12 protein-coding genes are annotated in these 13,481 nt (G+C 64.8%); 4 read left to right on the top strand and 8 right to left on the bottom strand.

The features are described 5' to 3' along the window. Window positions 1-13: 13 nt before the first annotated feature. Window positions 14-1,396, bottom strand: a complete 1,383-nt coding sequence (locus tag J8I26_RS03455; RefSeq protein ID WP_209604056.1) for an NAD-dependent succinate-semialdehyde dehydrogenase — start codon at window positions 1,394-1,396, stop codon at window positions 14-16. 104 nt (window positions 1,397-1,500) lie between these two features. Between J8I26_RS03455 and J8I26_RS03450 the strand changes: the two genes are divergently transcribed. Together J8I26_RS03450 and J8I26_RS03445 are read left to right on the top strand one after the other, a co-directional pair. Continuing rightward, window positions 1,501-2,460: an AraC family transcriptional regulator gene (locus tag J8I26_RS03450; protein ID WP_245200030.1), complete on the top strand. Its 960-nt coding sequence runs from the start codon at window positions 1,501-1,503 to the stop codon at window positions 2,458-2,460. A gap of 62 nt (window positions 2,461-2,522) precedes the next feature. Further along, on the top strand, window positions 2,523-2,915 hold the full coding sequence (locus J8I26_RS03445) for a DUF1801 domain-containing protein (protein WP_209604052.1): 393 nt from the start codon (window positions 2,523-2,525) through the stop codon (window positions 2,913-2,915). Window positions 2,916-3,297: 382 nt separating this feature from the next. Here the strand turns inward: J8I26_RS03445 and J8I26_RS03440 are convergent, their stop codons facing one another. Continuing rightward, entirely contained in the window at window positions 3,298-4,221 is a 924-nt protein-coding gene (locus tag J8I26_RS03440; RefSeq protein ID WP_209604050.1) for an alpha/beta hydrolase, read from the bottom strand. A 148-nt stretch (window positions 4,222-4,369) separates the two neighbouring features. Here J8I26_RS03440 and J8I26_RS03435 point away from each other — a divergent pair, with 148 nt between their 5' ends. Continuing rightward, window positions 4,370-4,732: a cupin domain-containing protein gene (locus J8I26_RS03435; protein WP_209604048.1), complete on the top strand. Its 363-nt coding sequence runs from the start codon at window positions 4,370-4,372 to the stop codon at window positions 4,730-4,732. A gap of 88 nt (window positions 4,733-4,820) precedes the next feature. On the opposite strand, the gene J8I26_RS03430 is transcribed toward J8I26_RS03435, so the two are convergent. The 5 genes from J8I26_RS03430 to J8I26_RS03410 all read right to left on the bottom strand — a co-directional run bounded on the left by J8I26_RS03430 (window position 4,821) and on the right by J8I26_RS03410 (window position 11,282). Beyond that, entirely contained in the window at window positions 4,821-7,022 is a 2,202-nt protein-coding gene (locus J8I26_RS03430) for an OsmC domain/YcaO domain-containing protein (protein WP_209604046.1), read from the bottom strand. A 166-nt stretch (window positions 7,023-7,188) separates the two neighbouring features. Continuing rightward, complete coding sequence (gene guaA, locus J8I26_RS03425) at window positions 7,189-8,781, bottom strand: glutamine-hydrolyzing GMP synthase (protein ID WP_209604044.1); 1,593 nt, start codon at window positions 8,779-8,781, stop codon at window positions 7,189-7,191. A 124-nt stretch (window positions 8,782-8,905) separates the two neighbouring features. Then, complete coding sequence (gene guaB / locus J8I26_RS03420) at window positions 8,906-10,375, bottom strand: IMP dehydrogenase (RefSeq protein ID WP_209604042.1); 1,470 nt, start codon at window positions 10,373-10,375, stop codon at window positions 8,906-8,908. Window positions 10,376-10,540: 165 nt separating this feature from the next. Then, on the bottom strand, window positions 10,541-10,858 hold the full coding sequence (locus tag J8I26_RS03415) for an RnfH family protein (protein WP_209604040.1): 318 nt from the start codon (window positions 10,856-10,858) through the stop codon (window positions 10,541-10,543). Next, complete coding sequence (locus J8I26_RS03410) at window positions 10,851-11,282, bottom strand: type II toxin-antitoxin system RatA family toxin (protein ID WP_209604038.1); 432 nt, start codon at window positions 11,280-11,282, stop codon at window positions 10,851-10,853. The genes J8I26_RS03415 and J8I26_RS03410 overlap by 8 nt, the downstream gene beginning before the upstream one ends. 66 nt (window positions 11,283-11,348) lie before the next feature. On the opposite strand from J8I26_RS03410, the gene smpB reads away from it, so the two are divergent. Further along, window positions 11,349-11,798 (top strand): SsrA-binding protein SmpB, encoded by a 450-nt coding sequence (gene smpB / locus J8I26_RS03405; RefSeq protein ID WP_209604036.1) that lies wholly within the window; start codon window positions 11,349-11,351, stop codon window positions 11,796-11,798. Window positions 11,799-11,849: 51 nt separating this feature from the next. Here the strand turns inward: smpB and J8I26_RS03400 are convergent, their stop codons facing one another. Further along, window positions 11,850-13,451, bottom strand: coding sequence for a tetratricopeptide repeat-containing glycosyltransferase family protein (locus J8I26_RS03400; protein WP_209604034.1), 1,602 nt, complete (start codon window positions 13,449-13,451; stop codon window positions 11,850-11,852). Window positions 13,452-13,481 lie beyond the last annotated feature (30 nt).

Raw genomic sequence — 13,481 nt, 5'->3', positions numbered from 1 at the left:
GGCGCCCGTCCGCTCAGCGCTGCAACCCCGCCATCAGCACGTACTTGACCTCGACATACTCCTCGATGCCGTAGTAACTCCCCTCGCGCCCATAGCCGGATTGCTTGACGCCGCCGAACGGCACTGAGGCGGTGCCCACCGAGCCGGAGTTGAGGATCACCATGCCGGCCTCGATCTGCTGCGAGAGGCGGAAAGCGCGGCCGAGGTCACGCGTATAGGCGTAGGCGACCAGACCGTATTCGGTGGCGTTGGCGCGACGGATGACTTCCTCCTCGTCCTCAAAGCGATAGATGGCGAAGACCGGCCCGAAGATTTCCGTCTGCGCCAGCTGCATGCCATCGTGCAGGCCGCTGAGAATGGTCGGCTCGTAAAACAGCCCGCCTTTGGCATGCGCGCCGCCGCCCAGCGCCACATTGGCGCCCTGCTCCCGCGCCTGGTCCACCAATGCGGCCACCTTGTCGAAACCCGCGCGGTTGATCAACGGGCCGACCACGAACTCCTCTTGCATGCCCTGGTCGACGCGGATCTGCGCCACCTTATCGGTCAGCGCCGCGACGAAGCGATCATGCACGCCCGCCTGCACAAACACGCGGTTGGGCGAGATGCACACCTGCCCCGAGTTGCGCAGCTTGGCGCTCACCAGCCCGGCGATGGCATCGTCGAACTGCGCATCGTCGAAGACGATGAACGGCGCGTTGCCGCCGAGCTCCAGCGTCATCTTCTTCAGCCCCTGCCCGCAGGCCGAGGCCAGCAGCTTGCCCACCGCCGTCGAGCCGGTGAAGGAGATCTTGCGGATGCGCTCGTCTCCGGTGAACAGCGCGCCGATCGCCTTGGGGTCGCCGGTCACCATCTCGAACACGCCCTCGGGGATGCCGGCGCGGCGCGCGTAGTCCAGCAGCAGCCAAGCCGTCAGCGGCGTCTCCTCGGAAGGCTTGATGATCATGGTGCAGCCGGCCGCCAATGCCGTGGCGATCTTGCGCGTGATCATCATGAACGGGAAATTCCACGGCGTGATCGCCGCCGTCGGCCCGGCCGGCTGCTTCACCACCATCACTGCGGCATCGGCGGCATGGCTGGGGAGGGTGTCGCCATAGACGCGCTTGGCTTCTTCCGCATACCACTCGATGAACCCGAGGCCGTAGTCGATCTCGCCCCGCGCCTCGGACAGGCACTTGCCGTTCTCGCGCACCATGGTTTCAGCGAACAGGCGCCGGTCGGCGCTCACCAGCTCGAACCAGCGGCGCAGCAGCGCGCTGCGCTCTTTGGCCAACGCACGCGACCAGCGCGGAAAAGCGGAACAGGTGCGGTCGATGGCGGCCTGCACCTCGGCCGTGGACATGAAGGGAGCCTCACCCGCCACCGATCCGTCGGCCGGGTTGAATACGGTAATCGTCATTTACTATCCTTTGATGTGAAGGGAGTCGCGGAACACGGATTGAATGATAGGATTCATGAACTTGAATATCGATGGCCTGGAATATCAAATCCTTGCCTGATCCTATGAAACAAAAGATTCCCCCTGAAGCCCAGCAGCGCCACCCGAACCCCACCCTGACGTCACTGCTGGCGCGCCTGGCGCCGCACGAGGGCTATAACTTGAGCGCCCTGCCGGACGTGCGCTTCCTGCGCTCGAACCGCCCGCTGGCGACCACCCCGGTGCTGTACGACCCGGGCATCGTGATCGTTTGCCAGGGCCGCAAGCGCGGCTTCTTCGGCGACGAGGTTTATTTGTACGACGCCAGCCATTACCTCGCGGTGTCGGTGCCGGTGCCCTTCACCATGGAGACCGACGCCAGCGCCGCGGAGCCGCTGCTGGCGATCTACATGCACCTCGACTTCCGCCTGGCAGCCGACCTGATGCTGGAGATCGACCGCCACGGCGGCGCAGCGCCGTCCGAGCCGCGCGGCATGCTATCCACGCCGATGGATGCGTCCATGCAGGCGTCGGTGCTGCGCTTCCTGCAAGCCATGTCGGATCCGATGCAGGCGGCCATCCTTGGTCCATCGCTGGTGCGCGAGCTTTACTTCCACGTGCTGGCCGGCGAACAGGGCCACTCGCTGCGCGCCGCGCTGACGATGCAGGGCCAGTTCGGCAAGATCGCGCGCGCCCTGCGCCGCATCCATGCCGCCTACACGCAGGCCTTGGACGTGGACAGCCTGGCGCGCGAATCCGGCATGAGCGTGCCGAGCTTCCATGCGCATTTCCGCAACGTCACGCGCACCTCGCCGATGCAATACCTGAAGTCCACGCGGCTGCACCAGGCACGGCTGCTGATGGTGAGAAACGGCATCACTGCGGCGGCCGCCAGCGGCGAGGTCGGCTATGAAAGTCCGTCCCAGTTCAGCCGCGAATTCAAGCGCCTGTTCGGACGCAGTCCGGTGGAAGAAGTGCGCCGCATGAAGGCCGAGTTCGCCATCCCGCCGCCGCACGCGGGCTCGCCATTCGTGTCGTCGCACTGACGACCGCGCGTGCGGGGAATAGAATTGCCGCCCAATACAACCAGATCATCAGGAGACGCTGCATGACGAATCAGGAAACCACGCCGTCCGCCCTCATCGACGCCCGTATCGCCGAGCTTGGCGACTGGCGCGGCGAACAGCTGGCGCGGGTGCGCGCGCTGATCAAGGAGGCGATACCGGACGTGGTCGAGCAATGGAAATGGCGCGGCGTGCCGGTATGGGAAGCCGCCGGCATCCTCTGCACCGGCGAGAGCTACAAGAACATCCTCAAGCTGACCTTTGCCAAGGGCGCTTCGGTTGCTGACCCGACCGGCTTGTTCAACGCCTCGCTGGAGGGCAACACCCGCCGCGCCATCGATATCCACGAAGGCGATGTACTGGACGCGGCGGCCTTCAAGGCGCTGATTCACGCGGCTGCGGCGCTGAACAAAGCGGGCAAGGCGAAGCGCGCCTGAGCGACTGGCCGCGCCGGGACCGGAAACGGAAATGGCCGCGACGATACGACAATGCCGTTCAGGCAGACGCTGAACGGCATTTTTGTTTGCTGCGGCGTATCAACAAGCCGGAGGGAAGCGGTGCGCGACAAACGCCGCTGGGCCCCTGCTTTCGCAGAGGCGACGGAAGCCGATTGGGGAATACCTGCAGATTGAGGAAAATCTGAATTGGGGAAGAATTGAGTTGAGAAAGGCTTGAAGACTCAGGGAGATTTGAATCGAGAAAAACTTGTCGTCCCTGCGAAAGCAGGGGCCCAGCGTCGTTCGTAACACATCGCCAGCCGTCGTCCAGCTGACTGAGCAGCACTAGGCGGCATGCTGGAATTCCCCGAGTCGCCAGCCTCTAGCGCCCATCCAGCAAGAACGGCAACGCCTGCGCCAGCAAGGCGTCCGGCGCCTCCTCGGCAATGTAATGCCCGCAGGGCAAGGGATGGCCGCGTACATCGGCAGCCACGCGCTGCCACTGCTGCAGCGGCTTGAAGCATTTATGCACCACGCCCTGCTCGCCCCACAACGCCAGCACCGGCATGGACAGCTTGCGGCCCGCATCGCGGTCGGCCCGGTCATGCTCCAGATCGATGCCGGCGGCGGCGCGATAATCCTCGCAGATGCCATGCGCCGTACCCGGCAACGCCAGGCAGCGCACATACTCGGCCAGCGCACGCGGATCGAATGGCGCCAGGCCGGCGCTGCGCCGGCCCATCACGTCGCGCGCGTAGGCGGCCGGGTCGGCCTCGATCAGGCGTTCCGGCAGCGGCGCCGGCTGGATCAGGAAGAACCAGTGCCAGTAGGCGCGGGCGAAATCGTTGTTGGTCTGCTCGTACATGGCCAGCGTCGGCGCGATGTCCAGCAGCACCATGCGCCGTACGGCCTGCGGATGGTCCGCCGCCAGCCGGTGCGCCACCCGCGCGCCGCGGTCGTGCGCCAGCACCGAGAACTGCGCGTGTCCCAGCCCCTGCATCACGGCCAGCATGTCCGCCGCCATCACGCGCTTGCTGTACTGCGTGTGGGCCGCGTCGCCGGCCGGCTTGTCGGAGTCGCCGTAACCGCGCAAGTCGGCCAGCACCAGCGTGAAATGCTGCGCCAGCGCCGGGGCGACTTTATGCCAGATGGCCGAGGTCTGCGGATGCCCGTGCAGCATCAGCAAGGCCGGCCCGCTGCCGCCGGTAAGCACATGGATGTGCTGGCCGTCCGGCGTGGGCAGGCGATGGGCGGCGAAGCCCTGAAACAGCGCCGGCAGGGCCGACGAAAGCGTGGAAGTGGTCATGCGGGCTATCTTATACCCCGACCGGAAATGCACCTAGGCAGTTGGAATTACTCCATTGGTAAATCCAATTTATGAATCGGCCGGGCCTGTGCCGGCCGGGTCGCGCCTGTTACACTGCCGGCCTGTTCCGCTTTACCCGCCCACGACCATGCCCGCCATCACCGAATTCCGCCTGCAGTCCCCCGCGCCCGAAGTCGACCATCCGCGCGAAGAGCGCCGCCTGGACGGCAATCCCAGGCGCACCACCTGGAACCACTTCACCAGCGCCAGCGGCGAAGTCAACGCCGGCATCTGGGCTTGCGAAAAAGGCAGCTGGCGCATCGCCTTCGCGCCCAACAAGGATGAATACTTCTGCGTGCTGGAAGGCCGCTGCCGCGTCATTGACGAGCAAGGCTACGCCGCCGAGGCCGGTCCGGGCGACGCCATGGTCATCCCGGCCGGCTTCAAGGGCGTGTTTGAAGTGGTGGAGCCGGTGCGCAAGCATTACGTGATCGTCGAGCGCGGCGCCTGATCGCCGGCATATCCCCTCGCCAAGGCACATGAAAAAAGCCCGCGATTGTCGCGGGCTTTTTGTTTGATCACACTACCTGGCCGGCAACTCAAGCGACTGCAGCCGCCCTCGCCCGCGCCGCATGCAGCTTGCGGTAGCTGTCCAGCAAACGCTGGTGGCGGTCCAGCCCTTCGAGCTTCATGCTGGTGGGCGCCAGGCCGTAGAAGCGCACGCTGCCGTCCACCGAGCCCAGCGCCGCGTCCATGCGCGCGTCGCCGAACATCTTGCGGAAGTTGACCACGTAGTCGTCCAGTTCGAGCTCTTCGTCCAGCGCCACTTCCAGCACCACGTTCACGGCCTGGTAGAACAGGCCGCGCGCCACCGAGTTGTCGTTGTACTGCAGGAAAGCGCCGACCAAGTCGTGCGCCTCCTCGTGCTGCTGCAGCGCCAGATGGATCAGCAGCTTCAGTTCCAGCACGGTCAGCTGGCCCCATTCGGTGTTCTCGTCGAAATCGATGCCGATCAGGGTGGCGACGTCCGAGTGCTCGTCCAGCTCGTTGTTCTCCAGCCGCTCCAGCAGGTCTTCCAGCGCCTCGTCGTCCAGCTGGTGCAGGTTCAGGATGTCGGCGCGGAACAGCAGCGCCTTGTTGGTGTTGTCCCAGATCAGGTCTTCCACCGGGTAGACCTCGGAAAAACCCGGCACCAGGATGCGGCACGCGGTGGCGCCCAGCTGGTCGTAGACGGCCGTGTAGACCTCCTTGCCCATTTCCTTGAGGATGCCGAACAGGGTCGCCGCTTCTTCCGCGTTGGCGTTCTCGCCCTGGGCGGTGAAGTCCCACTCGACGAATTCATAATCGGCCTTGGCGCTGAAGAAGCGCCACGACACGATGCCGCTGGAGTCGATGAAGTGCTCGACGAAGTTGTTCGGCTCGGTGACGGCGTTGCTCTCGAAGGTCGGCTGCGGCAGGTCGTTCAGGCCTTCAAAGCTGCGGCCCTGCAGCAGCTCGGTCAGGCTGCGCTCCAGCGCCACCTCGAAGCTAGGGTGCGCGCCGAACGAGGCGAACACGCCGCCGGTGCGCGGGTTCATCAGCGTCACGCACATCACCGGATAGGCGCCGCCCAGCGAGGCATCCTTCACCAGCACCGGGAAGCCTTGCTCCTCCAGCCCCTTGATACCGGCCACGATGCCGGGGTACTTGGCCAGCACCTCGGCGGGCACGTCCGGCAAGGCGATCTCGCCCTCCAGGATCTCGCGCTTGACCGCGCGCTCGAAGATCTCCGACAGGCACTGCACCTGCGCCTCGGCCAGCGTGTTGCCGGCGCTCATGCCGTTGCTGACGAACAGGTTCTCGATCAGGTTGGACGGAAAATACACCACCTCGCCGTCCGACTGGCGCACATACGGCAACGAGCAGATGCCGCGCTCGGCATTGCCGGAGTTGGTGTCGACCAGGTGCGAGGCGCGCAGCTCGCCGTCCGGGTTGTAGATCGCCAGGCTGTACTTGTCGAGGATCTCCTTGGGCAGCGCGTCCTTGCGGCCGGGCTTGAACCAGCGCTCGTTGGGGTAATGCACGAACTCGGCGTTGGCGATCTCTTCGCCCCAGTAGGAGCCGGCATAGAAGTGGTTGTTGCTGATGCGCTCGATGTACTCGCCCAGCGCCGAGGCCAGCGCGCTTTCCTTGGTCGCGCCCTTGCCGTTGGTGAAGCACATCGGCGAGTGCGCATCGCGAATGTGCAGCGACCACACGTTGGGAATGATGTTGCGCCAGGACGCGATCTCGATCTTGATGCCCAGGTCAGCCAAGAGGCCCGACATGTTGGCGATGGTCTGCTCCAGCGGCAGGTCCTTGCCCAGGATGTAGGTGCTGGCGTCGGCGTCGGGCTTCACCGTCAGCAGCGACTGGGCGTCGGCGTCCAGGTTCTCGACTTCTTCGATGACGAAGTCCGGCCCTTCCTGCACCACCTTCTTGACCGTACAGCGCTCGATCGAACGCAGGATGCCGTTGCGATCGGCCTGCGAAAAATCGGCCGGCAGCTCGACCTGGATCTTGAAGATCTGCTTGTAGCGGTTCTCCGGATCGACGATGTTGTTCTGCGACAGGCGGATGTTCTCGGTCGAGAGGTTGCGGGTGTTGCAGTACAACTTCACGAAGTAAGCCGCGCACAGCGCCGACGACGCCAGGAAGTAATCGAAAGGACCTGGGGCCGAGCCGTCGCCCTTGTAGCGGATGGGCTGGTCGGCGATGACCGTGAAGTCGTCGAACTTGGCTTCAAGACGCAGCTTGTCGAGGAAGTTGACTTTGATTTCCATGGGGGAATTCCAAAAATGAGGCAAGTAAGGCGCAACAGGCGTGGCCGCTATTATCCGTCATCCGCCGCCATGCCGGTGCCGGCCGGCGCGAATCCAAAAAGACAAAGCCCTGTGAAAACAGGGCCTTGTCGTTTGCCTGCCGGTCAGGGACCGGCGACGGCAAGCCTTATTCCCACTCGATGGTGGCAGGCGGCTTGCCCGAGATGTCGTACACCACGCGGTTCAGGCCGCGCACTTCGTTGATGATGCGGTTGGAGACGCGGCCCAGCAGCTCGTGCGGCAGGTGCGCCCAGTGCGCGGTCATGAAGTCCTGGGTCTGCACTGCGCGCAGCGCCACCACGTATTCGTAAGTGCGACCGTCGCCCATCACGCCGACCGACTTGACCGGCAGGAAGACCGCGAAGGCCTGGCTGGTCTTTTCGTACCAGGTCTGGCCGTCTGCATCCTTGGTGTTGCGCAGCTCTTCGATGAAGATGGCGTCGGCGCGGCGCAGCAGGTCGGCGTATTCCTTCTTCACTTCGCCCAGGATGCGCACGCCCAGGCCCGGGCCCGGGAACGGGTGGCGGTACACCATCTCCGGCGGCAGGCCCAGCGCCACGCCCAGTTCGCGCACCTCGTCCTTGAACAGCTCGCGCAGCGGCTCCAAGAGCTTCAGGTTCAGGGTCTCCGGCAGGCCGCCCACGTTGTGGTGGCTCTTGATGGTGTGGGCGGTCTTCTTGCCCTTGCCGGCGCTTTCGATCACGTCCGGGTAGATGGTGCCCTGGGCCAGCCACTTGGCGCTGGTCAACTTGGCCGATTCGGCCTGGAACACTTCCACGAATTCGCGGCCGATGATCTTGCGCTTGGCTTCGGGATCGGTCACGCCGGCCAGGTGGCCCATGAACTGCGCGGTGGCGTCCACGTGGATCACCTTCACGCCCAGGTTCTTGCCGAACATTTCCATGACCATCTTGCCTTCGTCCAGGCGCAGCAGGCCGTGGTCGACGAACACGCAGGTCAGCTGGTCGCCGATGGCGCGGTGGATCAGCGCGGCAGCCACGCTGCTGTCGACGCCGCCGGACAAGCCGAGGATGACTTCATCGCTGCCCACTTGCTGGCGGATCATCTCGACTGCTTCGGAGATGTAGTCGGGCATGTTCCAGTCCGACTTGCAGCCGCAGATCTCGTGCACGAAACGACCCAGCAGCGCCTTGCCCTGTTCGGTGTGGGTGACTTCCGGGTGGAACTGCACGCCGTAGAAGCGACGCTCTTCGTCGGCCATGCCGGCGATCGGGCAGTTGCCGGTGGAGGCCATCAGCTTGAAGCCCGGCGGCATTTCGTTGACCTTGTCGCCGTGGCTCATCCAGACCTTCAGCATGCCGTGGCCCTGGGCGTTGGTGAAGTCGCTGATGTTTTCCAGCAGCGCGGTGTGGCCGTGGGCGCGCACTTCGGCGTAGCCGAATTCACGCAGGTGGCCGATCTCGACCTTGCCGCCCAGCTGCTCGGCCATGGTCTGCATGCCGTAGCAGATGCCCAGCACCGGCACGCCCAGCTCGAACACGGCTTGCGGCGCGCGCGGGGTGTCGCCTTCGGTCACGCTGTTGGGGCCGCCGGAGAGGATGACGCCGGCCGCGCCGTAGTTGCGCACGAATTCGTCGGTCACGTCATGCGGGAAAACCTCGGAAAACACGCCGGCGTCGCGCACGCGGCGTGCGATCAGCTGGGTCACCTGGGAACCGAAATCGAGGATCAGGATTTTCGAATGCGAATGCGTGGACATGGGCAATGAGATCTGGCTACGTTGGAAAATGGTCTGCGCATGCAAGCCATGCGCGGTAAAAAATCAACAGCCCGACAGCCGGGCAATGTGCCGCTTTGCTGTCGGGCTGTGGCCGCACCGGGAATTACTCGGCGCGGTAGTTCGGGGCTTCCTTGGTGATCTGCACGTCGTGCACATGCGACTCGCGCATGCCGGCGGCGGTGATCTCGACGAATTCGGCGCGTTCGCGGAAATCGTCGATGGAGGCGCAACCGCAGTAGCCCATGGAGGAGCGCACGCCGCCCACCAGCTGGTACAGGATGGCGACGACCGAGCCCTTGTAGGCGACGCGGCCTTCGATGCCTTCCGGCACGAACTTGTCGGCGGTATTGTCGCCGTCCTGGAAGTAGCGGTCGGCGGAGCCGTCAGCCATCGCGCCCAGCGAACCCATGCCGCGATAGGACTTGTAGCTGCGGCCCTGGTACAGGATCACTTCGCCCGGCGCTTCTTCGGTGCCGGCGAACATGCTGCCCATCATCACGGTGGAAGCGCCGGCGGCCAGCGCCTTGGCGACGTCGCCCGAGAAGCGGATACCGCCGTCGGCGATCACCGGCACGCCGGTGCCCTTCAGGGCTTCGGAGACGTTGGCGATAGCGGAGATTTGCGGCACGCCCACGCCGGCGACGATACGGGTGGTGCAGATGGAGCCGGGGCCGATGCCGACCTTGACGGCGTCAGCGCCGTGCTCGACCAGCGCCAGCGCAGCGGCGGCGGTGGCGATGTTGCCGCCGATCACTTCCACGTGCGGGAACTTGGTCTTGACCCACTTCACGCGGTTCAACACGCCGGCCGAGTGGCCGTGGGCGGTGTCGACCACGATCACGTCCACGCCGGCGGCGACCAGCAGCTCGATGCGCTCGTCGTTGTCCGGGCCGACGCCGACAGCCGCACCCACGCGCAGCTTGCCGTGTTCGTCCTTGCAGGCGAACGGGTGTTCGGTGGATTTCTCGATGTCCTTGACGGTGATCAGGCCGCGCAGCTCGAAGGCGTCGTTGACGACCATCACGCGCTCCAGGCGGTGCTTGTTCATCAGGCGCTTGGCTTCTTCAGGATCGGCGCCGGCGCCGTTTTCCTTGACGTAGACCAGCTTTTCCTTCGGGGTCATCTTGGCGCGCACTTCGGCGTCCAGCTCGTTCTCGAAGCGCAGGTCGCGGTTGGTGATGATGCCCACCAGGCTCTTGCCTTCGACCACCGGGAAGCCGCTGATGCCGTGCTGCTTGGACAGCGCGATCACGTCACGGATCTTCATGGTGGGAGGAATGGTGATCGGATCGCGGACCACGCCGGACTCGAAACGCTTGACCTTGGAAACCTCGCGCGCCTGTTCCTTGGGCGTCAGGTTCTTGTGGATGATGCCGATGCCGCCCTCTTGCGCCATGGCAATGGCCAGGCGGGCTTCCGTCACGGTATCCATCGCGGCCGAAACCAGCGGGATGTTGACCGTGATGTTGCGCGTCAGGCGCGTGGTCAGCGAAGTATCTTTGGGGAGGATGTCCGAGAAGGCCGGAACGAGCAGCACATCATCGAACGTGAGTGCTTTTTGGAGAAGACGCATAGTGTTTCCTATAGGCGCAAAAGCGAATTATACAGAAAAGCTCTGCGTGCGTCTCCTCCAGTTGAGTTTTTGCCGGGTTTTGTCGCGTCGCGCGTCGCGGCGTGTGGCAAACAGGTCAGAGGCGTTGGAATTCAGGCAAGCTGAGGGCGCATGCTGACGGCGGATTTATTGCGCCGACTTATGTTGCGCCGGCTTGTCCTGCTTGGTCACCCGACGGCGGCGCGACTCCTTGGGGTCGGCGATCAGCGGGCGATAGATCTCGATGCGGTCATGCTGGCGCAGCGCGGTCTCCAGCGTCTTGAGCTTGCCGTACACGCCGACCTTGCACACCGACAGGTCGATGGCCGGCTGCTCGCGCAACAGGCCGCTGTCGACGATGGCCTGCTGGATGGTGCAGCCCTGCCCCACCTGCACGTCCTTCAACACTTGCAGGCCGGGCGCGGCGTAGCAGATCTGGACTTGCAAACGGGCCGCCTCAGCCATATATCTGCTCGGCGCGCTTGCAGAAGGAATCGACGAAGCTGTTGGCAATCATGCTGAACACCGGGCCGATCACGCCTTCAAGGATGCGGCTGGAGAACTCATACTCCATGTCGAACTCGATCTTGCAGGCGTCCTCGCGCAGCGCCTTGAAATGCCACCGGCCTTCGAAGTGCTTGAACGGCCCTTCGACCAGACGCATGGTCATGGTGGTCGGACGCTCATTGGTATTCTGGGTGCTGAAGGACTGCTTCAGGCCGTGGTAATTGATCTTGAGCTTGGCGGTCAGGCTGTGCTCGCTGCGCTCCGCCACTTCGACGCCGCCGCACCAGGGCAGGAATTCAGGATAGTCCTCGACCCGATCCACCAGGTTGAACATCTGTTCCGCGCTATAGTTGATGAGGACGGTTTTGTGTACGACTGCCATCGAGGGTGGTCCGTTTGATAAAATCGCAAAGTAACAATTTTAACCGACAGGACGATTTTTTCTCAGATGAGCATTATTGATAACAAAAAAGCCTTTTTCGATTACTTCATCGAGGAACGATACGAAGCGGGCGTCGTCTTGCAAGGCTGGGAAGTCAAATCGATCCGCGCCGGCCGCGTGCAGCTGAAGGAAGCCTACGTCATCATCCGCAACGGCGAGATCTTCCTGTTCGGCTGCCATATCAGCGCGCTGACCAGCACCTCGACCCACGTGCATCCGGAGACCACCCGCACCCGCAAGCTGTTGTTGAACGCCGCCGAGATCGCCAAGCTGATCGGCAAGGTCGAGCGCTCCGGCTATACGCTGGTGCCGCTGAACCTGCATTACAACAAGGGCCGCATCAAATGCGAGATCGGCCTGGCCAAGGGCAAGAAGCAGCACGACAAGCGCGAGACCGAGAAGCAACGCGATAGCCAGCGCGAGATCCAGGCAGCGATGAAGCAGCATCGACGCTGACCGGCGCCCGTTCGTCCATCTCCATCAACGGCTGCCTCGCGCAGCCGTTTTTCATGGTGCGACCGACAGCGGCGCCAGGCAGGCTGCCGTCACCTGCTCCACCACCGCGTCCCATTCGCCGCGCCGTTGCTGGCGATACAAACGCGTGCCCGGATACCAGGCCGTGTGCTGCGGCGCCAGGCCCCAGCGCCACTCTCCCTCATAACGCAGCATCAACAGGCATGGCCGCCGCAGCGCACCGGCCAGGTGCGCCACCGCGGTGTCGACGCTGATGACCAGATCCAGACCCTGTATCAACGCGGCGGTATCGGCCCAATCCTGCAGGGGCGGCGCGTGCAGGCGCTCGCCCAGCGCCGCGCGGGCATCGGCATCGCCGGCCGGCACGACCGGCTGCAGGCTGATGAAGTCGGCCGGCAACGCGAACAACGGCGCCAGCTGCTCCAGTGCGATGTCACGCGAGTAATGAATGGTGGCGTACTGACGCCCCGCCCAGGCGATGCCGATGCGCGGCCGCCGGGGCGCCGACGCCGTCATCGCGTCCAGGCGCGCGCGCCAATCGGCAACGGCCTGATCGTCCGCCTGCAGATAAGGCGAGGATGGCGCCTGCCCCGGTTCGGGCAGCGCCAGCAACCAGGGCAGGCTCAGCAAGGAAGCGTAGAGATCGTGCAGCGGCGGCGCCTTGTCGTTGACCACGAAGTCGCAGCCGGGAAAGGACTGCGCCAGCAGCGACAGCAACCCCGGCGGCACGCATACGGTGACGCGGGCCGCCAACGCCGCCACCAGCGGGATATAACGTGCGAACTGCAGCGTGTCGCCCAGCCCCTGCTCGGCCCACAACAGCACATGCCGGCCGCGCAGATCGTCCCCGCGCCGCCATGGCGGTTGCGCGCTGCGCACGCGCCGGGCCGCCAGTTCAGGGATGTGATGACGCGCTTCGTGCTCGCGCCAGCCCTCCTCGAAATCGCCGCGCATGAGCAGCATATGGGCGCGCCCGACACGCGCTTGATGCAGGTCAGGACATTGCCGCAAGGCTTCGCCGTAGCCCTCCTGCGCCGGTCCGACCTGCCCCATCTGGCGCAGGATATCGGCTCGGTTGTGACTGGCCAGCGCGCGCTGCTCGTCATCGAGACCGGCCACGTCGCCATAGGAGGCCAACGCCTCCTCATGCCGGTTCAGGCGCAGCAGGATGTCGGCGCGCAGCGCCCGCGCGGGGAAATGAAGGGGGCCGGCAGCGCCGCTCGCCAGCGCGGCCTCCACCGCGACCAGCGCCTGCCGCATCTGCCCCGATTTGTAGCGAGCCTGGGCCAGTGTGAATTGCAGTGGGAAGGAGTCGGCTGCAGCACCGTCGGCCAGTTCGCTCTCGCACTGCGCCGCCAGCTGGGCCAGCAGTTGCGCATGCACGATGCGCGCATCCGCGAAATCGGGTGCGATCTCCAGGCAGGCCTCGCAGGCAGCGACGGCGTCGGCATGCCGCCCCGCCTGCGCCAGCAGGTCGGCGCGCTGCATGTGGGCGGGAATGAAACCGGCGTCCAACGCCAGCGCCTGGTCCAGCGCGTCGACGGCTTGGGGCAGCTGCCCTGCGGCGCGCAGGGCGATGGCCTCGCACATCAGGCCCATGAGACGGGCCAGCGTGGCCGGGTGTGGGTTGTTCATGGCCGGCAGATTAACACGGCCGCCGGCCGA

This window comes from Herbaspirillum sp. LeCh32-8 (assembly GCF_017814915.1).
In the GTDB taxonomy this organism is placed as follows: Bacteria; Pseudomonadota; Gammaproteobacteria; order Burkholderiales; family Burkholderiaceae_D; genus Herbaspirillum.
This window is presented reverse-complemented; position numbering and strand designations above follow the sequence as displayed.